General features: G+C 50.8%; 23 protein-coding genes. 9 read left to right on the top strand and 14 right to left on the bottom strand.

What is annotated here, in order from left to right; all coding sequences use genetic code 11:
* Positions 1-27: 27 nt before the first annotated feature.
* The gene (locus tag HV237_RS00285) at positions 28-690 is read right to left on the bottom strand and encodes a LuxR C-terminal-related transcriptional regulator (RefSeq protein WP_016157786.1); all 663 of its coding nucleotides are present in this window, start codon (positions 688-690) and stop codon (positions 28-30) included.
* 481 nt (positions 691-1171) lie between these two features.
* On the opposite strand from HV237_RS00285, the gene HV237_RS00280 reads away from it, so the two are divergent.
* The 4 genes from HV237_RS00280 to HV237_RS00265 are packed head-to-tail and all read left to right on the top strand — an operon-like array spanning position 1172 to position 5938.
* The gene (locus tag HV237_RS00280; RefSeq protein WP_047358479.1) at positions 1172-1753 is read left to right on the top strand and encodes a fimbrial protein; all 582 of its coding nucleotides are present in this window, start codon (positions 1172-1174) and stop codon (positions 1751-1753) included.
* 54 nt (positions 1754-1807) lie between these two features.
* Positions 1808-2512, top strand: a complete 705-nt coding sequence (locus tag HV237_RS00275) for a molecular chaperone (RefSeq protein WP_047358478.1) — start codon at positions 1808-1810, stop codon at positions 2510-2512.
* A gap of 25 nt (positions 2513-2537) precedes the next feature.
* On the top strand, positions 2538-5000 hold the full coding sequence (locus HV237_RS00270) for a fimbria/pilus outer membrane usher protein (protein WP_047358477.1): 2463 nt from the start codon (positions 2538-2540) through the stop codon (positions 4998-5000).
* The gene (locus HV237_RS00265; RefSeq protein WP_047358476.1) at positions 4991-5938 is read left to right on the top strand and encodes a fimbrial protein; all 948 of its coding nucleotides are present in this window, start codon (positions 4991-4993) and stop codon (positions 5936-5938) included. Before HV237_RS00270 ends, HV237_RS00265 begins: the two co-directional genes overlap by 10 nt.
* A gap of 60 nt (positions 5939-5998) precedes the next feature.
* Here HV237_RS00265 and HV237_RS00260 read toward each other — a convergent pair whose 3' ends face one another.
* Both HV237_RS00260 and HV237_RS00255 read right to left on the bottom strand, forming a co-directional pair.
* The gene (locus tag HV237_RS00260; RefSeq protein WP_016157791.1) at positions 5999-6835 is read right to left on the bottom strand and encodes a helix-turn-helix domain-containing protein; all 837 of its coding nucleotides are present in this window, start codon (positions 6833-6835) and stop codon (positions 5999-6001) included.
* A gap of 355 nt (positions 6836-7190) precedes the next feature.
* On the bottom strand, positions 7191-8096 hold the full coding sequence (locus HV237_RS00255) for a LysR family transcriptional regulator (RefSeq protein ID WP_047358475.1): 906 nt from the start codon (positions 8094-8096) through the stop codon (positions 7191-7193).
* A gap of 110 nt (positions 8097-8206) precedes the next feature.
* Between HV237_RS00255 and HV237_RS00250 the strand changes: the two genes are divergently transcribed.
* The 3 genes from HV237_RS00250 (at position 8207) to HV237_RS00240 (ending at position 10542) form a co-directional block, all read left to right on the top strand.
* Positions 8207-9214 (top strand): zinc-binding alcohol dehydrogenase family protein, encoded by a 1008-nt coding sequence (locus tag HV237_RS00250; RefSeq protein WP_016155033.1) that lies wholly within the window; start codon positions 8207-8209, stop codon positions 9212-9214.
* 1 nt (position 9215) lies between these two features.
* Positions 9216-9521 (top strand): putative quinol monooxygenase, encoded by a 306-nt coding sequence (locus HV237_RS00245; RefSeq protein WP_047358474.1) that lies wholly within the window; start codon positions 9216-9218, stop codon positions 9519-9521.
* Positions 9522-9639: 118 nt separating this feature from the next.
* Complete coding sequence (locus HV237_RS00240) at positions 9640-10542, top strand: carboxylate/amino acid/amine transporter (protein ID WP_016155035.1); 903 nt, start codon at positions 9640-9642, stop codon at positions 10540-10542.
* 28 nt (positions 10543-10570) lie between these two features.
* Here the strand turns inward: HV237_RS00240 and nlpA are convergent, their stop codons facing one another.
* Positions 10571-11389 (bottom strand): lipoprotein NlpA, encoded by an 819-nt coding sequence (nlpA, locus tag HV237_RS00235; protein ID WP_016157795.1) that lies wholly within the window; start codon positions 11387-11389, stop codon positions 10571-10573.
* A 171-nt stretch (positions 11390-11560) separates the two neighbouring features.
* On the bottom strand, positions 11561-11977 hold the full coding sequence (locus HV237_RS00230) for a GNAT family N-acetyltransferase (protein ID WP_016155037.1): 417 nt from the start codon (positions 11975-11977) through the stop codon (positions 11561-11563).
* 130 nt (positions 11978-12107) lie between these two features.
* Here HV237_RS00230 and HV237_RS00225 point away from each other — a divergent pair, with 130 nt between their 5' ends.
* On the top strand, positions 12108-12401 hold the full coding sequence (locus tag HV237_RS00225) for a YicS family protein (protein ID WP_019078023.1): 294 nt from the start codon (positions 12108-12110) through the stop codon (positions 12399-12401).
* A 92-nt stretch (positions 12402-12493) separates the two neighbouring features.
* Complete coding sequence (locus HV237_RS00220) at positions 12494-13876, top strand: glycoside hydrolase family 1 protein (RefSeq protein ID WP_047358473.1); 1383 nt, start codon at positions 12494-12496, stop codon at positions 13874-13876.
* 55 nt (positions 13877-13931) lie between these two features.
* On the opposite strand, the gene nepI is transcribed toward HV237_RS00220, so the two are convergent.
* The 9 genes from nepI to rbsK all read right to left on the bottom strand — a co-directional run bounded on the left by nepI (position 13932) and on the right by rbsK (position 24335).
* A complete protein-coding gene (nepI, locus tag HV237_RS00215) occupies positions 13932-15116 on the bottom strand; it encodes a purine ribonucleoside efflux pump NepI (RefSeq protein ID WP_047358472.1) in 1185 nt (394 codons plus the stop codon).
* Between the two features lie 168 nt (positions 15117-15284).
* Positions 15285-15737: a DUF1198 family protein gene (locus HV237_RS00210; RefSeq protein ID WP_047358488.1), complete on the bottom strand. Its 453-nt coding sequence runs from the start codon at positions 15735-15737 to the stop codon at positions 15285-15287.
* Positions 15738-15885: 148 nt separating this feature from the next.
* Positions 15886-17277 carry a hexose-6-phosphate:phosphate antiporter gene (gene uhpT, locus HV237_RS00205; protein WP_003023929.1) on the bottom strand — a complete coding sequence of 464 codons (1392 nt, stop codon included), beginning with the start codon at positions 17275-17277 and terminating at the stop codon, positions 15886-15888.
* Positions 17278-17419: 142 nt separating this feature from the next.
* On the bottom strand, positions 17420-18748 hold the full coding sequence (locus tag HV237_RS00200) for an MFS transporter (protein WP_016155042.1): 1329 nt from the start codon (positions 18746-18748) through the stop codon (positions 17420-17422).
* Positions 18749-18757: 9 nt separating this feature from the next.
* Positions 18758-20260 carry a signal transduction histidine-protein kinase/phosphatase UhpB gene (uhpB, locus tag HV237_RS00195; RefSeq protein ID WP_016157802.1) on the bottom strand — a complete coding sequence of 501 codons (1503 nt, stop codon included), beginning with the start codon at positions 20258-20260 and terminating at the stop codon, positions 18758-18760.
* Complete coding sequence (uhpA, locus tag HV237_RS00190; protein WP_016155044.1) at positions 20257-20850, bottom strand: transcriptional regulator UhpA; 594 nt, start codon at positions 20848-20850, stop codon at positions 20257-20259. Before uhpA ends, uhpB begins: the two co-directional genes overlap by 4 nt.
* A gap of 195 nt (positions 20851-21045) precedes the next feature.
* Entirely contained in the window at positions 21046-22059 is a 1014-nt protein-coding gene (locus HV237_RS00185) for an aldose 1-epimerase family protein (protein WP_047358471.1), read from the bottom strand.
* 11 nt (positions 22060-22070) lie between these two features.
* Positions 22071-23387 (bottom strand): L-fucose:H+ symporter permease, encoded by a 1317-nt coding sequence (gene fucP, locus HV237_RS00180; RefSeq protein WP_181541651.1) that lies wholly within the window; start codon positions 23385-23387, stop codon positions 22071-22073.
* A 27-nt stretch (positions 23388-23414) separates the two neighbouring features.
* Complete coding sequence (gene rbsK, locus HV237_RS00175) at positions 23415-24335, bottom strand: ribokinase (RefSeq protein ID WP_003827124.1); 921 nt, start codon at positions 24333-24335, stop codon at positions 23415-23417.
* Between the last annotated feature and the right edge of the window lie 142 nt (positions 24336-24477).

Here is a 24477-nt window from a genome sequence, read left to right as displayed (position 1 = left end):
TTCAAAACTTTGCGCCAGTAGTACGGCTTACATTTCCTTCCGCGGCAGTTGATCGAGAGCCAGACTTCTTAGATGCAAGTTGGCCCAGCAGGCTGCCTGTGTTCGGTTATTCACAGATATCTTTTTAAAGATATTATAAATATGCGTTCTCACTGTATTTTCACTAATAAAAAATGCGTTAGCAATTTCTACATTAGACGCACCTTTCGACAACTCAGTTAAAATTTCATATTCTCTTTCGGTTAAAATGCCGTAGTTATTATCTGATGGCGTGAGGTTTACATACTCTGGCAGCGGTGACAGTGAGCGTGGTGGACGGGAGGTTTTTAGCCCCTCTTTAAGGAGTTCTAACAAATATTCTGTAGAGCAATTATTTGGTACGATCGACTCAAAATTTGGCCATAGCATGCTCTCATAGAGTGGGAGCGACCGCAGGCAGTTAATAATATAAACGCGCAAACTATATGCGCTGTCATTGAGTAATTTTGACCAGACATTTTTTAATTTACGGCTTGATGCCTGTATATCATAGAGGATGATACTTCCCTCAACGATAAATGACATGTCTGGTCTGCTAATGTTAACAAAATCAACCAAGATATCGTTTTGCTTATTGAGATAATCCAGCAAGAGTTGCGTCTGTATTGATTGGTTGCTAATGAGTATTATCTTACTGTCCATGTTAAGCATATGTAGCCTTCATTCAAATGATGATTGACAATATTCCTTATCGTTATTGCATGCCAAGCCAATAACAAGTCACTACTTAAGATTAAAGATAATCTGATTGAATTATAAGAATTTAGCTAATTGTGCAATTCGATCATTCGCTTTTTCCGAGCGCAGGATTCGATTTTTCTTTATAGCACTTAAAGAAGTATCACAATACAAACATAACATATTGTATTCCAAGTATTTTTATTTAACCTTTGAGTAAAGGACTATCTTACTCACAATCTGCTTATAGATAATAATAATTCATTAATACTCATAGTTAATGATCATTATTAATATTATAGGATGAGTGAAATACGTCCAATCTACGATGTACAACAATAATTTATCTAACATAATTGATAGCGGGCGACAGCCTTACAGGGCGCAAGAAAAAAGGAGCCCAGACAATGTTACTGATAATAGGGACGATCTATCTCTAAATGAGGAGCGCATTATGAGTAAACTATCCATTATAAGTTTAATTAGCTGTGCCATCGCAATTCCTTCCGCTATGGCAGATTTTGGACATGGCCCCAACAGGGATCAAAAAGGTGTTGTTAATTTTTCCGGTCATGTCTATTCCAATTCGTGCATAATTGAAGCCGGTGATAAAGATAAACAGGTAAAATTAAACCCAGTTCTCAATACATTAGTTAGCAAATTACATGCAACGCAACTCCAGCAATTCAGTATTAAAGTGAAGGGTTGTTATATTAATGAAAAAATAGTTCCCAAATTAGCCTGGAATGTTAATTCCCCTCTAACTCACGATGGATATCTCAAAAATACGACAAGGGGTGGAGCCCAAAACGTAGCGCTAGTCCTTAAGGATAATCGTGAAAAAAATATTAACCTGAGGAATAAGAATGACCGATTTGAACCTGAGAAAGATTATCTCCTACATGGCAATGATAGCCCGAGTTTAACTTATAAATTCAGCGTGGGTTACATTATACCACGTGAAAATAGTGGTTCATCATATGTTCAACCGGGACCGGTAAGCGCTCAGGCAAACTATAGCATTACTTATCTCTAAATACACAATGCTATAGCTGCCTTGCGCTATAGCATTTATTTTAATAGAGGCTTCATGAAAATTTTCATTTATTTATTAGCTCTATTTTCTCTCTCTACCGCACATGCAAATAATATCATTGTCAATGGCACCCGATTTATTTACTCTGAAGATTCCGCAGAGATCACGATACAAATGACGAATACGGGAAACTATCCATCGTTGGCCCAGGTATGGTTGGATGAGGGAAATCCAGAAAAGTTACCGGAAGAAATTTCCACTCCATTTATTATTTCTCCACCCATTGCCCGTGTTGACGCAGGCAATGGGCAATCACTCAGAATAAAAAAAGCCGTTGATAAAAATATTGTCGCCACCGACCGTGAGTCTATGTGGTGGCTTAACATACTGGATATTCCTTCCGTGGATAAGAATAGCGTCACGGACAATTCAGCTGTGCTCAATTTAGCCATTCGCTCACGCTTTAAATTTTTCTGGCGACCCAGTGGGTTAGGTGACCGTCAAAACGCGGAAAATAAGATAAAAATTATTGCTAACCAACGTGACATAACGCTGGTAAACCCCACCCCCTTCTTCATCACGGTTGCGGATATTGTGACGTCATCAGGCCATGGACTCATAAACGAAGGGGTCATGGTCGCCCCGAAAAGCAGAACGACTATCAATGCAAAACAACAAGTCAGCCAGGGTGAATCGGTTGTTTTACAAGCAATCAGCGATTACGGCGGAATTGTGGAACACAAAACAACCATTAATTAATAAAAAGGGATAAAAGGAATTAGTAATGGGTTTATGTAAAAGGATCCTCACCATACCCTGTTTCATTATTTTTCATGGTTCATTATTTTCCGTTGGAGCTCACGCAGAAGACAGCACTCGCTACGAGTTCGATAACGCCATCTTAATGGGCAATGCTTCACTTAACGATTTGAAATCCTTTAATGCCGCAGGCTTATTGCCTGGGACATATATCGTAGATATTTATATTAATGATAACTGGCGTGGACGTCGTGAACTCTTATTCAAAAAAGATAATCACGGCGATTTAGTTAGCTGTTATTCAGAAGCATTTCTCAAAGGCGTGGGCATTAACCCAGAAAAAATGAATCAAACGCTGGCAGCTCACCCTTCACGCTGCGGCAGCATTGCCGATTGGGACACCAGCGGGAAAGCAACGGAGAGACTCAACACCAGCCAGCTTGAGCTGCGCATCACCATCCCGCAGGCTTATGTTGATAATATCGAAAACAATTATGTCCAACCTGAACTCTGGCAACCAGGGGCGCCGGCGATTAATTTCAGCTATAACGCCGATTATTACAGCACCCAGCAACGTGGTAACGATCGTTCAAGTACGGACAGCGCCTGGGTGGGAATGGATATCCGAAGCTCTGCTGGGGGGTGGCTAATTGAACATTTTGGTAGCCAAAATTGGGACAGCAAATTAGGTAGCCATTACGCCAATAATCGCACGACGCTAAAACGGCCCATCACTCGTTGGAAATCCATGTTAAGCGCTGGCAAGTTCTATACTGACAGCCAGATGTTCGACAGTATGGCTATTCTCGGAGTGGGATTGGCTTCTGAGGATTTAATGCGCCCGGATAGCACGCTGAACTGGGCGCCGATTATTCGCGGCGTAGCTGAGACCAACGCCCGCATCACCGTCACCCAAGATGGTCAAACCATTCATCAGTCCTCGGTTCCGGCTGGGCCATTCTCGATTGATTCCGTGTTGCCCGCGAATACTGGCGGCGAGTTGCTGGTCACGATTCAGGAATCAGACGGGCGTATCCGCCGCTTTACCGTTCCATACTCTTCGGTACCACAGCTACTAAAACCCGGCATTTCGCGCTATGGCATCACTCTCGGCACCGTCGATGAAGATAATTATGATGAAGATCCGTTTTTAGCCCAGGCCTACTGGCAGTATGGCCTGAACAACTATTTAACGTTGTATACCGGGGCCTCTGGATTCGAGCGCTATCAGTCAGCCCTCATCGGTAGCGGTCTGAACACCCAGCTCGGCGCATTCGCCCTTGATATCACCCAATCGCGCCTAAAGCTTGAGGACAATCGTCAACAAGGACAACAGTATCGTCTGACATGGAATAGCACCCTACCCTGGTCGGCAACCGCGCTCTGGCTGGAGGCAAAATACAGTTCACATCACTTTTACGGTCAACGCGATGCCCTGGATGCCCTGGATGCACAGGCATTCGTCAGCCAATATTTCTCGTCACGCGAGAAGCAGTCGTTTAGCGCCAGTATTAATCAGCCGTTATCCGATACCTGGGGATCATTCTATTTATCCGGCTCTCTTAAGAAGTTCTGGGATCAGCAGGATAATTATCGCCAGTATGCCGTGGGATACACCAATGCCTGGGGCAACCTGACCTGGAGTATATCCGCCCAGCGTTTCTGGAATCAGGATCAACAGGGTTCGGTCACCAAAGATGACCAAATCATGCTCTCATTCAGCTATTTCCTGCCCCGGGATAACGCCGGTTTTACGCAGATCTCCTCTGATAGCTACAGCAATAACGGCAAAGCCAGCAATACACGCCTCGGCTTCACGACCTCGACTGATGAGGAAAACAATATCGTTTGGGGAGCCAATACCGGCTATCTCCGCGGCGGCAGTGTGGAATGGGGAGCAAACGGCATGGTGCGTACGCCTTATACCTCGCTGAACGGGACGTGGAGTCAGAGTAACTCATGGCACCAGGTAAGCGGTGGAATGAGTGGCATGCTGGTTGGGCACGCGGGGGGAATAACCTTCTCGCCAGAGCGCTCAGATACCGTCGCGCTGGTCTATGCGCCTGATGCGCATGGCGCTCATCTTGAAGGCGTACCTGGAACCCGCTTCGATAAAAATGGCTACGCCATTCTGCCATGGCTTCGTCCGTGGCGCGTGAATGACGTTACTATCGATCCAAAAGGTTCAACTGAAGGTCTGAACTTTACTAAAACCCAGGCCAAGGTTGCGCCTTACGAAGGTAATGTCATTCCAGTCACCTTTGAAACGACGCTCAGAAAACAGAACATTATTTATCCCCGCCTGCAGGGTCAGCAGAGAATGCCATTCGGTGCCATCATCCGCGACAATGCCAATAATCATGTCGGCTACGTCGGACAAGGCGGTGCGCTTTATATTGATGAAACCACCTCACCAGAAGTGTTCGTTTCACTGGAAACAGGGAAATGCACGATCGTGTTAAAAAACCAGGAGGCCACATGTCGGTAATACGTACCGCTTTAATTCTGGGCTGTGCCTTGGGCATTCATCAGACAGCCAGTGCTGCATGTACCCTGACCACACAAAAGTTTATTTTGTCGCCGGAAATCGTTAACGATAAGCAATCAATCCAGTCAGGGGGAGTTATTCAGACGCGCACGCTTTCGCTACAGAATATTCAGGCGTCAGGCTGTACTGACAACCAGCCTTTTTCCGCACAGATTATTGGCGATCGGTCCGCAATGAAACAACCCGGTATTATACGTAGCAATGTGAGTGGGATTGGCATTAAAGTCACCCTGGAAACCTCAACCGGACAAACGATCCAGTGGCCATCAACTTTCAGAGCGACGGCAGATGAATTCAGGAACAGCAAAATAAAGATTGAGCTGATCAAACTGGATGATCAGCTTGCGGCAGGAGCCGCTGCGGGTTCCATCAACCTGCAAATCAGAAGTGAGGCTCAATCGTTGCCCGTGGTGGATATCATTGTGCCGGCAAAATATATCACGATGCTCAACCGGTCATGCGCAATCAAAGGTAACCGCTCGATCAACGTCAAACTGCCCGATATAGCACTTGAGCAATTCAGAGGCTATGGAAGCACTGCGGGAAGAAAACCATTTACTATCGACCTTCTTTGTAAAAGTGATTTTACGACGCCTTCCCGGGTTATTCTAAGCTGGAGCGACACAGAGAATGGTCACCGCAGTATTATCGGCGTACTAAAGAATATCCACCCCAAAGGCGCTGCTGGCATCGGCATTCAGGTGTTAGATCAACAACAACAGCCTGTTAAATTCAATACACCTTCATATATCAATGTAGCACCTCAAGATAAAGGTAATCATTCCATCCCGTTTTATGCTCAGTATTATCAAACAGCTAACAATGTCAGTCCCGGCATTGTACGTTCAGTTTTGTATTTCAATGCTGAGTACCAATAATCAATCCTAATCTAGGCGTACTGCGAGGTCTTTGCTCCACGCAAGTGGAGCTTTTTTACATTACGTATCTATCGGAATGTAATGATCACAGGTAATTATTTTGTTTTTAAGATCCTCTTGGTTATAATGGAATATTTCAATATCATAACCTGCCTTTCTTTTTAATTTACTCTCCGGCAACATCTTAAAATAAATATATCTTGAATAGAGTGGATAGTCCTCTTTCTTGAATCTGAATGAAAAACAGGCATACGTTCCCGAAGGACACTCATAACGATTATAGGCATTGGGCGAATGATGACTTTTATTACCAATGATGCTTTTAACTTTCAACCGCATCATTGAGTTTGGATTAGACGAGAAATCGGTTAATGCCCACACATTTTGTTTTGAACTGGTAAGTTGCTCAAATATTAGATTTAATCGATGCAGATGTGAGTCACTGGCAGGCGGGATTGGTGTGTCATAATTGTACTGAAATCCATGCACGGTATCAGCAGGTAAGGTACGTAGTTGCAATTCGCCGACAACAATATCACTGCGCAGTACAAACGACATTAACGGCGAAAGATCCCAACTGGGATTTTTACGGTATTCTGTGGGGGTATAACCGGTTAGTTTTTTAAATTCACGGCAGAAAGATTGCTGAGAATCGAATCCCACCCGCACTGAAATATCGATAATATCCATATGAGTAAGGCGTAACAAGCTTGCTGCTTTGGTTATCCGTCGCCTACGAATATAAAGCCCCACAGGCATATTTATTCGCTGTTTTAAAATATTCTGTATATGCCTGCGACTGTATCCGGAAAACTGTGAAATGTCATCAATACCAATGCCTGAAACAAAATTATCTTCTATATAATACAATACATCATTTATAGTCTTTGACTTCAATGGCCCTCTCCTACCCCAATAAATAACGTAATAACAAAAAGCATCAATGCGTTTAACAATCAGGTAAAGAAATAGGCATGTATCGGGGCTATTATGTTTTATATCGTAGCGGAAGGCATCTCGTCAAATATCTTTTAATAAATATACAAGTCATTAAATCATCGACCAAAAAATTCTTAACATAAATATTATAAACACTGCATTAGTTTAAGAAATAATATTTATCGAAGAAACTATACTCAATGAAACAATTATCACTAACTGATCGGCGTTCCGATCAGATTAATGCCAGCAACAGAGATTAGCTATTATTTATGCGTATGGCTATCGAATAATATTCCTGCGATTGAACACCTCACGGGGAAATGCCCAACGTGTCACACCGCGCCTTCACGGCGTCATGCAGCAGACGGACCGCCGTTGAAAGCTGCTTACGATGTGGGCAAATCATATTCAGCGGGGCTTTCTCGCCCAGGTAATCAGGCATCAGTAGCTGCAATTGTCCATCACGCACATCCTCGCTGACATCCAGCCACGACTTGTACGCGATGCCTTCTCCGGCAATCGCCAGCCGTCGGATTACTTCAGCATCGTCGCTCATAATGGTGCCGTTAACCTGCACACTGCTAACCTCGCCGTTATGCGTAAACGTCCAGCGATCGTGCAGGCGTCCGCGTAAGACGAAGGTCATGGCGTTGAGCTGTGTTAAATCATCCGGAGTTTGCGGCGCGCCGTTTTGCACAACCCATTCCGGTGATGCCACCAGCACGCGTCGGTTACCCGGTGCGACAGGCAGCGCAATGTAAGATGCGTCTTCGGTGTTGCCATAGCGAAACGCAACATCGACGGGGTCTTTAAAGACATCCGTCACCTGGTCGGAGAAAAAAATCCGCAGGCGCAGCGCGGGATAGCGGCGTCGAAACGACTGAAAGACCGGCAGCAGTAGGTTCCGACCGAGATCGGAAGGTACGGCGATTTGCAGCGTGCCTGAAACTTCATCTTCCGGGGTCTGAATTTTTTGCAGTCCGGCATGCATCACGTCCAGCATCTGGCGGGCATAGGGTAGCCAGACCTCACCTTCCGGCGTCAGGCGCAGACTGCGCGTGGAGCGGGCGAACAAGCGGATAGCCAGCGTAGACTCCAGGCGCTTAATAGCAGAACTGACCTGAGCAGGCTGAACGCCGACTTCGCGTGCGGCATCGCTAAAACTATTTAGCGCCGCGGCGCGGACAAACAACGTGAGATCTTCAAGCCGGAACATTTTCACTCCCCGAGTATAAGTCCTGTCGCCGAAGGGCTATTTTTCCCGTTCTGCTACCGGTTTACCATCGAATTATTCAACAGATAGAAGGTTTATTAACCGGAGAGATTATGAAAGCCATCGCTATTACCCGCGCCGCAACCGACGGCAGTAACATTGAATTTTTACAAGAGATTGACCTGCCCATGCCCGTCGCCTCCGGGCACGATCTGCTGGTTGAAGTGAAGGCCATTTCCGTCAACCCCGTTGATACCAAGGTCCGCGAAGGTTTTAACGCTGATGTGCCCCGCGTGCTGGGTTGGGACGCCGTTGGCGTAGTGAAGTCCGTGGGTGAAGCAGTCACCCTGTTCGCTCCTGGCGATGAAGTCTGGTACGCCGGTGCGCTGGGTCGCGCTGGCAGTAACAGTGAATTTCAGCTGGTTGATGAACGTATTACCGCGCTGAAGCCGCAATCGCTGGACAACGCTTCTGCTGCGGCACTGCCGCTGACCGCCATCACCGCCTGGGAAATGCTGTTCGACCGTCTGGGCGTTGAGGAAAATGGCAATGAAAATGATGTGTTATTGATTGTTGGCGCTGCTGGCGGCGTCGGTTCTATCCTGACGCAACTGGCCAGTAAGCTGACCAAAATGACAGTCATCGGTACCGCTTCACGTCCACAGAGCCAGAAATGGGTACGTGAAGCAGGCGCTCATCATGTGATTGACCACAGCAAGCCGCTGATGGAAGAGCTGGCTCGGATAGGCATTAAAGAGGTGACGCACGTTGCCAGCCTGAACAATACCGAGCAGCACTACCCGCAAATTATTGCCGCCCTGGCGCCGCAGGGCAAACTGGCGCTGATTGACGATCCGCAAACCCTCGATGCACGTCCACTGAAGGCCAAAAGCATTTCGCTGCACTGGGAATTTATGTTTACCCGTTCGATGTTTACCACCCACGACATCATTGCGCAGCATCAGCTATTAACCCGCGTGGCACAGTTGATCGATGACAACACCATTCGCACCACACTGGGTGAGCATTTTGGCGCAATCAACGCGGCGAATTTGCAAAAAGCGCACGCGCAAATTGAAACCGGTCGTTCAGTCGGCAAGATTGTGCTGGAGGGGTTTTAACATGTCTGATTCAGAGGTGATTTCAATTATTGCGGTACTGAAAGCCAGACCGGGGAAAATCGACGCACTGAAACAGGCGCTGCAGGCTCTGCTGCTGCCCACGCGCCAGGAGCCGGGCAATATTGACTATGCCCTGTTCCAGTTGCGCGACACACCGGATGTCTTCTACGTTCGTGAATCCTGGCGCGGTCAGGCCGGTCTGGACGAGCATATCGCCCTGCCCCATTTCCAGACGTTTATTCTGCAAATGAACGAGCTGCTGGCCGAACCGCTACGACTGGATTATCTGACGCCGATTGCGCCGTAAGATGACTGCCGAAGCCCCCTGCGGTGTGGGGGGCTGTGCCCGTCATGTCTCACTCGCTTCGCTATCTCTGCTATGATGCCTGCACACAAATAAAACAAAACAACATGCAGAGGGAAAGATGAGTTCCACCAGAAGAGGGATGATGAACGTCCTGATTGCCGCCGTATTATGGGGAAGTTCAGGCGTTTGCGCGCAGTACATCATGGAACAAAGCCAGATGTCGTCGCAGTTTCTGACCATGACGCGCCTGATTTTCGCGGGGCTCATTCTGCTGATGCTCTCTTTCGTTCACGGCGACAACGTATTCTCCATTATCAAAAACCGCAAGGACGCCATCAGCCTGCTGATTTTTTCCGTGGTCGGGGCACTCACCGTACAGCTAACCTTCCTGCTGACCATCGAAAAATCCAACGCCGCCACCGCGACGGTGCTGCAATTTTTGTCACCGACCATTATCGTGGCGTGGTTCTCCGTGGTGCGCAAAGCGCGGCCGGGGGTTTTAGTGCTGACGGCGATCTTCACCTCGCTCATCGGTACTTTCTTACTGGTCACCCACGGTAACCCGACGTCGTTATCTATCTCAGCTGCCGCGCTGTTTTGGGGAATAGCCTCGGCGTTTGCCGCCGCGTTCTATACCACCTACCCCTCAACGCTCATCGCGCGCTACGGCACGTTGCCGGTCGTCGGCTGGAGTATGTTAATCGGTGGAATGATCCTACTGCCGTTCTATGCCGGGCAGGGAACTCATTTCGTGGTGAATGGCAGTTTAATTCTGGCGTTTTTCTATCTGGTGGTCATCGGCACGTCGCTCACGTTTAGCCTGTACCTGAAAGGCGCGCAGATGATTGGCGGACCGAAAGCGAGCATTTTAAGCTGCGCGGAACCGTTGAGCAGTGCGTTGCTGTCCCTGCTGCTGTTAGGCATCACCTTTACCCTGCCAGACTGGCTGGGTACGCTTTTGATCCTCTCATCGGTCGTGCTTATCTCAATGGACTCACGTCGCCGCGCCAGAGCGGTTTAACCCCAACCGGCGCGGCAACGGGTGATGATTACCAGCCCGGAACTGCGCCGCCGTTAAAGATAGTTTCTGCCGCCTTCGCCACTTCCGGTGACTGATAAGATTGCAGGAATTCTTTCACATTCTCGGCATCTTTATTGTCTTCTCGCGCCACCAGAATGTTCACGTACGGTGAATTTTTGTCTTCGATAAATACGCTGTCATGTACCGGAGAAAGCCCGGTTTGCTGGATGTAGGTGGTACTGATAATCGCCACATCCACTTTTTGATCGTCCAGCACGCGCGGTAGCTGCGCCCCTTCCAGTTCCATAATTTTCAGATGTCGCGGATTATCCGTAATATCCAGCGCCGTTGGCAGCAGGCCGGTATCCGCTTTCAGAGTGATTAACTTCTCTTTTTGTAGCAGCAACAGCGCCCGCCCAAGGTTGGTCGGATCGTTAGGTATCGCAATCGTCGCACCGTCTTTTAGTTCAGCAACAGTTTTGATTTTCTTCGAATAACCCGCCATCGGGAACACAAAGGTATTGCCCACCGCTACCAGCTTATAGCCGTGCGCTTTATTATCTTGTTCAAGGAACGGACGATGCTGGAAGACGTTGGCATCCAGCTCACCATGATTAGTGGCATCGTTGGGCAGCAGAGAACCGCTAAACCCCACCAATTCCACCTCCAGGCCATATTTTTCTTTAGCGACTTTCTTCGCGACTTCCGCCACATCCTGCTCTGCACCGTTAATCACGCCCACTTTAATATGCTTTGCATCATTGTTCTGCTGATCGCATCCTGCCAGCAATAATCCCGCCAGTAATAACGCCGCCCCAGCCCCGAAATAAGGTATTTTCAGTTTCACGTTTTTTCCTTTTGCAATAACCGCCTGATGAGTAATGAAATGACTATAGCGGGAAGGCCGCTGCGGTTTAAAAAACGAAAAAGCATCAGCAAGAAGAAAAAAGCATAATGCGAAAAGGAAAGTTAGTCGGAATGTGCCGTTAGCTCATCCCTTTTGCAGTCCTTCCGGTCATCAAAACGTTTTCGACAAATAATGGCGCGCGGAACCGGTTTCTGGAAAGTTATCGAGGGTCATTTGCAACTGATAGCCGTTTTTCTGATAAAACGGCAGCGCCTGGAAACTCATCGTGTCCACCAGCGCATGCAGGCATCCTCTCTCACGCGCCGTCTGTTCAGCGGCCTGCATCAACTTTGTGCCGTAACCGCCTTTACGCAGCGAGTCATGCATCCACAGGAAATCAATACACAGCCATTCGCCTTTGATTTTACCGATCAGCCCGCCCAGTATTTCATTGTGCTCATCGCGCCAGTACACCGCCAGGTCGCCAAAATTGGTGGTCCTCAGGAACTGGCGATTGTAGGCGCGCAGTCCAACAAGCAGAGCATTTTGATCGTCTTCAGTAATGGTATCTGTAATCTGTATTTGCATCCTATCCTCCTGAAAAACTAAAACTTCTGGCTGATTTTCTTTTTAGAAATTAACACAGGCTGATGAGTGAGGCGCATGCCGTCTACACTTACTCTTGAGATGATGCGCATCGACAACAAGGATTATTATCATGAAACAAGCCGTTTTACCGCTTATTGCCATTCTTTTCATGCTGCCGGGTTTGGCGCAGGCCGATTCGGCTTATGGCTCTCTACAGTCCGTTCATGAAAAAAACACCGTATTGAAGGATTTACGCAAGATTTGTACCCCGCAGGGGTCGCCATCGGATGAGGTGTGGGAAAAAACGATTATGGCTGATACCCGTAATCAGCAACACATACGCGAAGCCATTCTGGCCATACAAAGAAACAATCAGAACAACTACTGGGAAGCGCTGGGCAAAGTTGAATGCCCGGATTTGTAACTATCGCATTGAAAAACGAGTGCTGTAACCGGTTTCTGTTTTGAAAAATCGCCTATTGTGTAGGGAAATGAAACACATCAAGGAGCAAGATAATGCGATACCGTTTTCCCGAAAACTTTTGGTGGGGCAGTGCCTGCTCGGCGCTGCAAACCGAAGGGGATAGTCTGAACGGCGGCAAAAGCCAGACGACATGGGACGTGTGGTTCGACCGCCAGCCTGGGCGTTTCCATCAGGGGGTTGGCCCGGCGAACACCTCGACCTTTTATCAGCACTGGAAACAGGACATCGCACTGCTCAAACAGCTGAAGCACAACAGCTTCCGCACTTCAATCAGTTGGTCACGACTGATCCCGGACGGTACTGGCGACGTCAACCCGCAGGCAGTTGATTTCTATAACAACGTCATCGATGAGCTGCTGGCGCAAGGCATTACGCCATTTATCACCCTGTTCCACTTCGATATGCCGATGGTGATGCAGGAGAAAGGTGGCTGGGAAAACCGTGATGTGGTTGAGGCGTTTGGTCGCTACGCACAAACCTGTTTTACCTTGTTCGGCAATCGGGTGAAGCACTGGTTCACCTTTAACGAACCGATTGTCCCGGTAGAAGGCGGCTATCTGTATGACTTCCATTACCCTAATGTGGTGGATTTCAAACGCGCGGCCACCGTGGCGTATCACACCGTACTGGCGCATTCCACGGCGGTACGCGCGTACCACGCCGGAAGTTATGACGGTGAAATCGGTGTGATCCTGAATTTAACGCCCTCTTATCCGCGCTCACAACACCCGGCGGATGTAAAAGCTGCGCACCATGCGGATCTGCTGTTTAACCGCAGCTTCCTTGACCCGGTGCTAAAAGGTGAATATCCGGCGGATCTGATAGAGCTGCTAAAAGAGTACGATCAACTCCCAGCATGTCAGCCAGGCGACAGTCAGCTCATCGCCGATGGCAAAATCGACCTGCTCGGTATTAATTATTATCAGCCGCGCCGCGTGAAATGTCGTGATACTGCCGTCAATCCTGACGCGCCGTTTATGCCGGAGTGGCTGTTTGATTATTACGAAATGCCGGGGCGTAAAATGAACCCTTACCGTGGCTGGGAAATTTACGAGCCAGGTATTTACGATATTATTACTAATCTGCGTGATAACTACGGCAACCCGCGCTGTTTTATTTCTGAAAACGGCATGGGAGTCGAAAATGAGCAACGTTTTATTCAGCAGGACCAAATCAACGACAGCTACCGTATTGAATTTGTTTCCGCGCATCTTAAATGGCTACATAAAGGCATTAGCGAAGGGTGTAATTGTCTTGGCTACCATATGTGGACCTTTATTGATAACTGGTCCTGGCTCAACGGATATAAAAACCGCTACGGTTTTGTCCAGTTAGATTTAGATACGCAAAAACGTACGGTGAAGAAAAGCGGCGAATGGTTTGCCCATACCGCCGAAAACAAGGGTTTTGATTGATTCAGTCGTCAGATAACGGTGTTGCCTGAAAGCTGCGCGCCATCAGGCAACAATCTCACTGTATTCTGACCTTCATCGTGACCAGAAGCGCCGTCAGCAGCATCAGGCTGCCGGAAAGCATCAGGGGTGAAAGCAGTCCGAGGTTATCGAGCGCATAGCCTCCCACCGCTGCCCCGCAGGTATTGGCAAGTTGGATCACGGCGACCTGGACGGATCCGGCTTTTTCTGCCTGATCGGCAAGCGATCGGGTGATCCACGTCGACCAGCCGACCGGAACTAACGCAAACGCCAGGCCCCAGATAATCGCAATACCTGCCGCCACAACTTTGTCGCTACCCCACAGGATCAGGACCAGCGCGCTAAGCGCCAGCAACAGCGGCGCACCGGCTAAGGCCAGTTTGACCGAGCGCTTCAGAACTACCGAGGAGAGCGACGTCCCGACAAAGCTGGCGATACCAAAACTCAGCAGCACCAACGTCAGGCCATCAACTTCAAAGCCTGCCAGATTCATATAGATCGGGCGAATATAGGTAAAGAATGCGAACTGTCCGGCAAAGGACATAAAGATGGCAATCATCCCGGCCATCACCCCCGGGCGCTGCAGCAGGCTGAACATATTTTGTTTCTGATGCGAAGGTTCACCTGGCAACGACGGCAGCGCTCTCACCACCCAAATCGTGCACAGCACGCCCATTACCGCCGCCGCATTAAACACGTTGCGCCAGCCGATAATACCGCCCAAAAAACTCCCCAGCGGCGCGGCAATCACCAGCGCGACAGAGACCGCGCCAAAAATCACCGACAGCGCTTTCGGTACCGTACGGGCGGGAACCAGACGCATGGTCAGCGACGCTGACATCGCCCAGAATCCGCCAAGCGCCAGACCGAGGCAGGCGCGGCCAATGAGCAGCAGTGAAAAAGAGTTGGCAAAGGAAACCAGCAGGCAGGAGAGCGTCAGCAGCACCGAAAACACGATCACCACGTAGCGACGATCGGTCGCCTGGATAATTTGCGTCACAAACAGGCTGGCGAACATGGCAACAAATGCCGTCACAGTCACCGATTGTCCGGCAACACCTTCAGAAATCCCCAGATCCTGCGCCATCGGCGTTAACAGGCTAACGGGCAGAAACTCAACGGTTATCAGGCAGGCAACGCAGAACGCCACGGCGAATACCGCCGACCAGTTCGGTCGGGCATTTGCCTCAGCGCGGGATTTTTGTTCAACAGCTTCACTCATTTTGTTACCTGCGTGGGGTTATTGCAGAAAAGTTACGCAGTGTAACATTAAATTTGTGACGTATTTAACGTTTTGGCAACTTTACCGCTGAATGTCGACGTGTCTTATTCGACCAGCGGCAGGGTCCCTTTGTCGGCCTGAGTCACGTAACGCCAACAAGCATGACTGTCAGTGCAGCCAGTGCACGCCATCTTCGGGCTGGAAAAAGGCGTTATAGCGCATCTGAAACGCATTAAACTCCTGCATATCCGGCTCTATCTCGCGCAGAAAACCGAGCGCCAGACGCACCTGTGCATCAGTAACCGGCGTGGCCAATCGGGCTTTTTGCAGCCAACGGTGCCATTGCAGCAGATTCGACTCACTGCCGTCGACAATAACGATTTGCCAGATCAACAACACCTGGGCAGCATTTTGCAGATGCGATTCATCTGGGCGGTGGAGGTACTGTAAAAAAGCCTCACCCTGTACTTTTCCCATCTGATCGATCATCGACTCTACCGGCACAACATCAATATTCAGTCGCTCGCTCAGACGGCGAATTGCCCGTCGAGATCCGGACGTCAACACCCGAAAACCCACTACAAAAACAACGACCAATGTGGCCAGCATTATCCAAATCATGCGCACATCCATTACCAGACAGGATGCCCATCATAACGGCAAATTCCTCTCTGTCGACGACTGAACGTATCAACGCGATTCAGGATGGATCCGCGGCATAAAAAAGCCCGCCATTCAGGCGGGCAAAAGTTACCAATGCACACTTAACTTAAGCGACTTTCAATTGTTGAATTTTTTTCTCGCGGCGAATTTTACGTTCTTCAAACACGGCCACGATGGCCATCAGGCAGATACAACCGATGGCGGCGGTATCCAGCGCGGCGAACGTGCCCGCCCAGCCGGTCAGACCAAAAATCGGCGTGCCGTCGGCAATCATCCCCAGACCCAGCTTGGCGAAGCTGTCACCAATCAGATATGCGAAGGTGCCTTTAATCCCGTCGGCTGCGCCGATCGCTTTTTTCGGTACGAATCCGACGGCTGCAACGCCGATTAACAGCTGAGGACCAAACACCAGGAAGCCCAGCGCAAACAGCGAAGCCAGATAGACATACTGGTTGCTGGCGTGCTGATAAACGCCCAGGGTCGCGATAATCAACGCCAGCGCCACACAGGCTACCAGCGCACGACGACCGTTAGCCAGGTCAGAGAGCCAACCCCACAGTAACGTGCCGACCAACGCGCCCACTTCAAACAGGGTAAAGCCCTGAATCGCCACCTCTTTGGAGAGCTTCAGCTCCTGGAAAGCGTAGACAGTGGACCACTGGTCGATACCGATGCGCACCACGTACAGGAAAATGTTGGAGAAGCACAGCAGCCAGATCACTTTGTTTTTCAGCACGTATTCAACAAAGATCTGCCATTTGGTCATCTCATTTTCTTCAGTCTCTTTGTCCTCTTCGCTTATCTCCTCGCCGAACAGCTCTTCAGCTTTACCGAGGCCATAAGACTCCGGGGAGTCGCTGCCGTAGCGCAGGCCGATAAAGCCGACAATCAGGGCGATAATTGACGGGAAGATAAACATACCAATGACGTGACCGTCGAACAGATAGTTGGCGCCAAACAGCGCCACGCCAGCCGCACCCGCACCACCGAGGTTATGGGAGATATTCCACATGCCGAGGTAAGAACCCCGCTTGCGACGCGGCGTCCATTTGGTGATGGTGGAATAGCTACACGAGCCACCGGTACTCTGGAAAAAACCGCTCAGCGCGTAGAAGGCGATCATCAGGAACAGGCTGGTTGAACCCGCCCCCATGCTGGCGCTGAAGCCGAGCATACAGATGGCGGAGAGGATCAGCATAAACGGCAGGAACTGCTTGGTATTTTTGCCGTCTGCGTAGTAGGAAACCAGCGTTTTACCCACGCCGTAGGTGATGGAGAAGCCCAGGCCAATCATCCCCAGCTGCGTCATGCTCAGCCCGTAGGTGGAGATCATGTCGTTCTGCGCGATGTTGAAGTTTTTGCGGATCAGATACATGGTCAGGTAGCCAATAAAGACCACCAGATAGGACTGCATGAACGGTTTGAACCACATTTTGCGCCGCACATCGAGCGGCAGATCCAGGGTCGGCTTGCGTACCTGGTTTAGAAAGGCCAGCATTTGACACTCCCGAGCTAATTTTTATACATGCGAATGGCAGGCATTGTAAAAATCAGCCGGGAGACGCGCCTGAGACAGCGTCCAGGTGAAACCGGGAAAATTTCTTAGTTTTGCCCTACTCAGGACAAAAAGGTGAGGTGCATCACGCTTCGTTGAGTTCGCGTGGAGCCTGGGCGTTCAAAAACGGCAGCAGCAGCAGCGCGGAAATCCCCGCCGCAATGGCGATCACCACAAAGAATCCGGTCCAGTGCCAGACCTCCATCACCTTCGCCAGCGGCCAGCCGGAAAGCGATGCCCCCAGATAGGCAAACAGCCCGACAAATCCGGTTGCCGCGCCCGCTGCCTCTTTGTGCGAGCACTCCGCCGCCGCCATGCCGATCAGCATTTGCGGGCCGAAGACGAAGAATCCGGTGGTGAAGAAGCACGCCGCCTGCATCACGTAACTGGCGAACGGCATCAGCCACAACGAGCCCACGGAGAGCAAAATTCCGGCAGCGAAAATCAGGTTCATTGGACCGCGGTTGCCGTTAAACAGTTTGTCCGAGCCCCAGCCTGCGACCAGCGCGCCGATAAATCCGCCCAATTCGAACATGGTCACGGCGGTATTGGCGGTCACCAGATCCACGCCGAGCGTCTCCGACATATACAGATTGCCCCAGTCGTTGATGGCGGCGCGGACGACGTACACCAGCACGTAACACAGCGACAGCAGCCAGATATAGGGATTCAGCAATACATAGCGGGTGAGGATCTCTTTACGGCTCAGCCCTGCGCCTTCCTGCTGCTGGGCGATTTCCAGCTCATCATGGCGCCAGTCGCCAATCGGCGGCAGACCAATCGCCTGCGGCCTGTCGCGCAGCCGCCAGCAGAGAAAAATCCCCACTACAATCGCCAGCAGCCCGGCGATCATCATCCCGGCACGCCAGCCGTAATGCAGCGCCGTCGCCGCCATCACGATCGGGATCAGCGCCCCGCCAACATTGTGCGCAGTATTCCACAGCGCCCACCAGCCGCCGCGTTCGGTACGCGAATACCACGCAGTCAATAAACGCGCGCAGACCGGCGACCCCCAGCCCTGGAAAAAGGCGTTCAGCGCCCAGAGCACCGCAAAAGCCCAGAGCGAGGTGGAGAAGCCAAACAGAATGTTCACCACGCCGGTGGCGATAAGCCCAAACCCCATAAAATAACGGGCGTTGGAACGGTCACTGACGATACCGGAAACAAACTTCGACAGGCCGTAGGTGATGTAAAACAGCGTCGCCAACAGACCAATGTCGCTGCGGGTCAGCACGCCGCTGGTGAGGATATCCGGTACGGCGGCGTTGAAGCTCTTGCGTGTGAAATAGAACAGCGCGTAGCCGAGCCAGATAGTGGTCAGAATATGCCGCCGCCAGTAGCGGTAGAGGGCATCCACTTCACGCTTATCGGTGATGAGCGGCGCGCTGACTGGGGCTTTTAAAAACGAAAACATGACCGCTCCTTACACATAACGCTGGGGTAACGACACGCTGACCCGCGTGCCGTGCGTACAGGAAATCGAGAGCGATCCCCCGAGGGCGGTAATACGTTCACGCATCCCGGTGAGGCCAAATCCCTGCTGATTCGACCCCGGCGGCAGGCCGCTGCCATCGTCCTCAATCACCAGCATCAGCCGTTCATCCTGCTGCCAGCCCTGAAGCGTCACCGCGCTGGCGTTGGCGTGCTTAACGATGTTGTTCAGCCCTTCCTGACAGACGCGAAACAGCGTCACCCGCTGACTTTCGCTGAGTGCAGATTCGTCAATTCGCCAGTCAAGGTGGCTGACGATGCCGCGGCTTTCCAGCTCCATTTCACGCATCAATGAGCGGATGGCTTGTTCCAGCGTGAGATCATCCAACTGGCGCGGACGCAGACGACCCAACAGACGACGCACCGAATCGTAAACGCCAAGAGAAAGTTGTTCGATATGCGCCCCGCTGCGCTTCACCCCTGCGTTTTCCGGCGCCAGCCGCTGGACAATGCCCGCCTGGGTGCGAATGGCGGTGATGGTCTGACCGATATCATCGTGCAGTTCGCGCGCCACATCCCGGCGCACGCTCTCTTCGGTCTCCAGCAGGCGTTCAGCCAGACGATGGTTGCGCGCTAATTCATTTTGCAGCGACTGGTTAAGCTCGCGCAGACGCTGGATCCCCGCGCCGAGCAGCAGCCCGGTCAGGCTTTGCACCAGCAGGGAGAGCAACAGGTCGACGGGATGATCGTGCCAGGTCTGGCTGGCAATCAGCGCAATGGCGTTCATTAACGTGGCAATCAGCGCTCCCTGCCAGCCGTAGTGCCAGGCGAGCGCAATGATCGGCAGTGCGAGGCAAAACGGCGTGAAGCGCGACAGTTCATCGGGCAGGCCAAGCTGCAACCACAGGCTGACGCTAAACAGCAGCAGATACCAGACCAGATGCCGCCCGCGCCAGTTCACTGGCTGAGACACCACCGCCGGGCCCAGCGGCAACCAGGTGGTGCTGGTAAGATAGTGCCAGAAAACCAGACAGATCGGAGCCAGCGTTAATCCACCAGTGAGCGTCAGCAGTAGGGCATTCCACGCCTCTTCGCCTTGCCCAAGCCAGGGCAGCGATTGCAGCAACGCCGCCGCCGTCAGCGCCGCGCCCTGTAACAGCAGCGTGCGCCAGTCGCGCTGATGGCGGTAGCGCGAAATCAGCATCACCGGGAGTAACGTGAGGAAGCTCCCGATCATCAAAAGTGGCAAGTGAGCCAGCGCCACTTCCTGCGCCAGCCAGAAAAGAAGCAGCCATTCCGCACCCAGCAGCACCGGCCAGTAGCCGCGTGGACATTGCAGCATCAGCCCCAGACGCAGGCCAAACGGAAACAGCAGTACCGCCAGCTCCGGGCGCTCAACCAGGTGCAGGCTGATACTCCACAAGCAGAACCACGCGGCAGAGAAGATAAAGAAGCAGGCAACAACGGTGATTAACCGGGAACAGAGCGTGTTCATTGCCAGCCGTCAAACATCCGGCGGGCCAGTTCGACATCGTTGCTAACGCCCAGTTTTTCCATCAGGTTAGCGCGATGCACGTGCACCGTTTTCGGCGACAGGCCCAGTTCGGCGGCAATCTCTTTGACCGCCATGCCTTGCGCCAGTTTCTCCGCCACCTGACGTTCGCGTTTGGTCAACGGATCCTGACGACCAGCCGCCAGTTTGACGGCGATATCCGGCGTCAAATAGCAGCCGCCGGTCGCCACGGTATGCACCGCCGCGATCAGCTCATCAGGGCTACAGCGTTTAGAAAGGAAACCACGCGCGCCCGCGTTGAGCGCCTGCTCCACCAGCGCCGGGCTGTCGTGGACGGAGAGCATGATAATCGCCATCCCTTTTGGCAACTGGCTTAACAGTTCAAGACCGGAGATATCAGGCATCGAGATATCACAGATACATACCTGCACGCCACGTCCCGGTAATCCCGCCAGCGCCTCACTGCCTGAGCCGAACTCAGCCACAACCTGCAAATCAGGTTCCAGCCCCAGCAACTGGGCAAAGCCGGAGCGGACGATAGTGTGGTCGTCGATAAGGGCAACGGTGATCATGGGTTCTGTCCTGGGGGATAAAAAACGTGCTTACCTTAACGATATACACTTTATCCTTCAAGCAGCCTCTGCGTTGGCTTGGTCTGCTCACCCCAGTCACTGACTTGAGTAAGCTTCTGAGGTGAGCAGACTTGCCGCCTTATGCAGCTTGAAGGATTTTGTGTTCCGACGCGCTGCTGTTTAAGCCTTGAGCGATCAGGCGATGCCAGTTGTGACGGTAAATGTGCGGGTGTGCTGCGGTTCTAGCTGAATCAACGTGCCTTTTCGCTGCGCCGCCAGGAAGCCTTCAGGGCGACAGGTCGCAGGTAGGGCAAAGGCTGCCACCTGCTGATCGCCGTTATAGAGGATCCAACGGGTGACATAATTCAGCTCCGCGCTGGAGAAACGCGTCACGAACGTGGTGCCATCAGGTGCGATCATGCGAAATTCAGGCTTATCCGTGTATCGGTCCAGTTGGTCAGCGAAGAAAACGATTTCCGGATCGTAAAAATCGGGCTCGTTGAGGCGCCCCAGCGAGGTCTCGCCCTGAATGATCCGCTGATTAAACGCCAGCCACTGCTCGGTAGGCTTAACATGCGCGGGTACCGACTCACGCAGCTTCATGGCTTCATCCGGGATATTCTGGCTGAAGGTCGCTTCCGGTACGTAGGCATAGTTCATATGGCACATATACTGTAAAGGCATTGCCACTGAGGCGAGGTTGGTGACCGCCATCTGAATATCAAACAGCGCACTCGCTTTGCGCATAACCACCGCAGGATGCGCCTGATAATGATGACCGAACCCCATCACATACTCGTAGCGTCCGCTCACGCGCAAATTCTCTCCCTCCAGCTCCAGCCAGGCCTCATCCATCGCGGCACAGGCCATTTCGCCATGCAACGGGTGAGAATCTTCCGGCGAAGGGCAGCCATTAGCCAATATACCCGAGTGGAAAGCAAAGCAGCCGTATGTCGCTACCACTTCCGCAGCCGGTTTCGGCTGACTGAACATGTTGCGCATGGTCAGTTCATGCCCGTCAAACTGAGCATCCCAGATCATCTGCCCCATCCAGGGCAGAATAACCAGATGTCCACGACTGTTTTCTATCTTCAGCCCTTCCACACCGCTGGCGTAACGAAATGCGGTAACCGTGAAGTCGCTATTCTTCAGTAAGATTCGCGGATGCTCTGCAAAGAGTTCCCGCCACAGCGTGATACGTGTTGTCATGATCGCTCTCCTCAGGAAACAGTCGCTTCAGCCAGGTTATTGCGCACTTTGCTTTCACGCCAGAAGTAGATACCGACGTACACGAAGCACAACATGGAGACCAGGAACGAGAGTTGTAGCGAGTGGAACATATCGGCCACATAGCCCTGAATTGCCGGAACCACCGCTGCACCAACAATCGCCATGACAATGACTGCTCCCGCCATTTCAGTATGTTCGTTATCCACGGTATCTAGCGTACCGGCATAGATTGTCGCCCAGCAGGGTCCAAACAGGACGCTCACCAGTACGGCAACGTACACGGCGCTGAAGCTTGGCGCCAGCGCAACATAGACCAGAAACAGTGCGCCAATGATGGAGTAGAGGATCAGCACTTTTTCCGGATTGAAGCGTGTCATCAAGATGTTGGCGATAAACTTGCCGATAAAGAAGCAGGCAAAGCTATAGACCATGAAGGTTGAGGCGTCGCGCTCGTTGATATCACCCAATTCCAGCGCCAGACGGATGGTAAATGACCACACCGCGACCTGCATCCCCACGTACAGGAACTGCGCCACAATCCCACGGCGGAAACGGGCATTGCTGGCCAGATAACGCAGCGTATCCATCGCTGACGGACGTTTATGACTCGCCGTTTGCGCGACTTTACAGGTCGGGAAGCGGGTCAGCAGGAACAACACCATCACCACAACCAGCACCATAATCATGTACTTGTAAGGCTCAAGGGTATTTTCCAGCATCAACACTTTAAAGTTGTGGATCTGCTCCGCGTTCATCCCAGCCATCTGTTTTTCCAGACTCTCGCCTTCAGAGAAGACCAGATATTTACCCAGCAGAATACCGGCGGCTGCGCCAATGGGGTAAAAGGTCTGGCTGATGTTCAGGCGCAGGGTGGCATACGCTTTTGGGCCAATCATGGAGCTGTAGGTGTTGGCTGCGGTTTCCAGGAAGCTCAGGCCAATCGCAATCGCAAAAATTGCCGCGAGGAACATGGTGTAGGTGGCCATGTGCGATGCCGGGAAAAAGAGCGTACAGCCAACAATATAAAGGGTCAGTCCCATTAAGATGGCGATTTTATAACTGGTCTTTTTAATCACCAAAGATGCCGGAATCGCAATTAAAAAATAACCGCCATAAAAGGCACTCTGAACTAATGCCGAAGCAAAGTTGCTGAGTGAAAATACGCTTTTGAATTGCGTAATCAGAATATCATTTAATGCGGCTGCGCATCCCCATAAAGGGAATAAACAGGATAACAAAATAAACTGGAGCAGAGGCGTCTTATTCAGATAGCCGTCGGGCATCTGAATGATGTTTTTATCGTTCATAGTGCTACCTTTTACAATGCAGGAGTATTATTCGTTTAAGGTAAGAAACTCATTAAATTGTTCGATGCTTGGATAAGATGATTGAGTGCCTTTCCCGGTAACGCTGAATGCAGCGAAGAGAGCGGCTTTTTTCATGGCGGCTTCGACATCACCGCTTTGAACGTAATAGTGGGCAAAACAACCGATGAAAGCGTCACCTGCGCCACTGGTATCGACAGCGTTCACTTTAAACGCCGGGACATGGACTTCCTGGTCACGCGTCATCCACAGAGCGCCTTTCTCCCCCATGGTGACGATAATATTGTTCAGACCTTTATCGACCAAAGAACGTGCCGCGGCGCGAATATGGTCATAGGTATCCACCGGCATACCGGTTAATATTTCGAGCTCGGTTTCATTTGGCACGAAGAAATCGCATTTACAGGCATAAGACATATCTAATTCCCGTAATGCAGGGGCGGGATTTAATAACACTTCAATACCGTGTTTTTTACCGAATTCAATCGCGTGATAAACCGTTTCCAACTGTACTTCCAGCTGCAGGACAATAAGTTGACACTTTTTCAGATCTTCCGCCGCGCGATCGATATCTTCCGGGGAGAGAAACTTGTTGGCGCCTTTAATAATTAGAATGCTGTTGCTGGAGTTTGCATTAACAAAGATCGGTGCAACGCCGCTGCTGGTGCAGGGTACCTTTTCGACATAGGTCGTATTAATCCCCCAGGATTCGAGATTACGAATGGTGTTATCCGCAAAAATATCATCACCGACTTTCGTCAGCATCAGCACTTTGGAATTGAGCTTAGCAGCCGCAACGGCCTGATTTGCCCCTTTACCGCCACAACCAATTTTAAAGGCGGGTGCTTCCAGCGTTTCCCCTTCTTTGGGCATCTGGTTGATGTAGGTGATGAGATCCACCATGTTGGAGCCAATAACCGCGATATCCATTTTACTACCTCTCAGAAACAATCACACAACAATGATATTAAAATAACATTATCATGTTACTTCCGTATCATTTGTGACTAGGATCGCGATTGGAGGATCATTTTATTGTTTATTTATTATGCTAAATGTTGCGTCTCTATCA

It is taken from the genome of Citrobacter sp. RHBSTW-00570, from assembly GCF_013739755.1.
In the GTDB taxonomy this organism is placed as follows: Bacteria; Pseudomonadota; Gammaproteobacteria; order Enterobacterales; family Enterobacteriaceae; genus Citrobacter; species Citrobacter braakii.
This window is presented reverse-complemented; position numbering and strand designations above follow the sequence as displayed.

What these genes read in the sequence shown, in the direction of transcription:
- HV237_RS00285 (WP_016157786.1), bottom strand. Translation starts at nt 690, where the DNA reads ATGCTTAACATGGACAGTAAGATAATACTCATTAGCAACCAATCAATA.
- HV237_RS00280 (WP_047358479.1), top strand. Translation starts at nt 1,172, where the DNA reads ATGAGTAAACTATCCATTATAAGTTTAATTAGCTGTGCCATCGCAATT.
- HV237_RS00275 (WP_047358478.1), top strand. Translation starts at nt 1,808, where the DNA reads ATGAAAATTTTCATTTATTTATTAGCTCTATTTTCTCTCTCTACCGCA.
- HV237_RS00270 (WP_047358477.1), top strand. Translation starts at nt 2,538, where the DNA reads ATGGGTTTATGTAAAAGGATCCTCACCATACCCTGTTTCATTATTTTT.
- HV237_RS00265 (WP_047358476.1), top strand. Translation starts at nt 4,991, where the DNA reads ATGTCGGTAATACGTACCGCTTTAATTCTGGGCTGTGCCTTGGGCATT.
- HV237_RS00255 (WP_047358475.1), bottom strand. Translation starts at nt 8,096, where the DNA reads ATGTTCCGGCTTGAAGATCTCACGTTGTTTGTCCGCGCCGCGGCGCTA.
- HV237_RS00250 (WP_016155033.1), top strand. Translation starts at nt 8,207, where the DNA reads ATGAAAGCCATCGCTATTACCCGCGCCGCAACCGACGGCAGTAACATT.
- HV237_RS00245 (WP_047358474.1), top strand. Translation starts at nt 9,216, where the DNA reads ATGTCTGATTCAGAGGTGATTTCAATTATTGCGGTACTGAAAGCCAGA.
- HV237_RS00240 (WP_016155035.1), top strand. Translation starts at nt 9,640, where the DNA reads ATGAGTTCCACCAGAAGAGGGATGATGAACGTCCTGATTGCCGCCGTA.
- HV237_RS00230 (WP_016155037.1), bottom strand. Translation starts at nt 11,977, where the DNA reads ATGCAAATACAGATTACAGATACCATTACTGAAGACGATCAAAATGCT.
- HV237_RS00225 (WP_019078023.1), top strand. Translation starts at nt 12,108, where the DNA reads ATGAAACAAGCCGTTTTACCGCTTATTGCCATTCTTTTCATGCTGCCG.
- HV237_RS00220 (WP_047358473.1), top strand. Translation starts at nt 12,494, where the DNA reads ATGCGATACCGTTTTCCCGAAAACTTTTGGTGGGGCAGTGCCTGCTCG.
- nepI (WP_047358472.1), bottom strand. Translation starts at nt 15,116, where the DNA reads ATGAGTGAAGCTGTTGAACAAAAATCCCGCGCTGAGGCAAATGCCCGA.
- HV237_RS00210 (WP_047358488.1), bottom strand. Translation starts at nt 15,737, where the DNA reads ATGATTTGGATAATGCTGGCCACATTGGTCGTTGTTTTTGTAGTGGGT.
- uhpT (WP_003023929.1), bottom strand. Translation starts at nt 17,277, where the DNA reads ATGCTGGCCTTTCTAAACCAGGTACGCAAGCCGACCCTGGATCTGCCG.
- HV237_RS00200 (WP_016155042.1), bottom strand. Translation starts at nt 18,748, where the DNA reads ATGTTTTCGTTTTTAAAAGCCCCAGTCAGCGCGCCGCTCATCACCGAT.
- uhpB (WP_016157802.1), bottom strand. Translation starts at nt 20,260, where the DNA reads ATGAACACGCTCTGTTCCCGGTTAATCACCGTTGTTGCCTGCTTCTTT.
- uhpA (WP_016155044.1), bottom strand. Translation starts at nt 20,850, where the DNA reads ATGATCACCGTTGCCCTTATCGACGACCACACTATCGTCCGCTCCGGC.
- HV237_RS00185 (WP_047358471.1), bottom strand. Translation starts at nt 22,059, where the DNA reads ATGACAACACGTATCACGCTGTGGCGGGAACTCTTTGCAGAGCATCCG.
- fucP (WP_181541651.1), bottom strand. Translation starts at nt 23,387, where the DNA reads ATGAACGATAAAAACATCATTCAGATGCCCGACGGCTATCTGAATAAG.
- rbsK (WP_003827124.1), bottom strand. Translation starts at nt 24,335, where the DNA reads ATGGATATCGCGGTTATTGGCTCCAACATGGTGGATCTCATCACCTAC.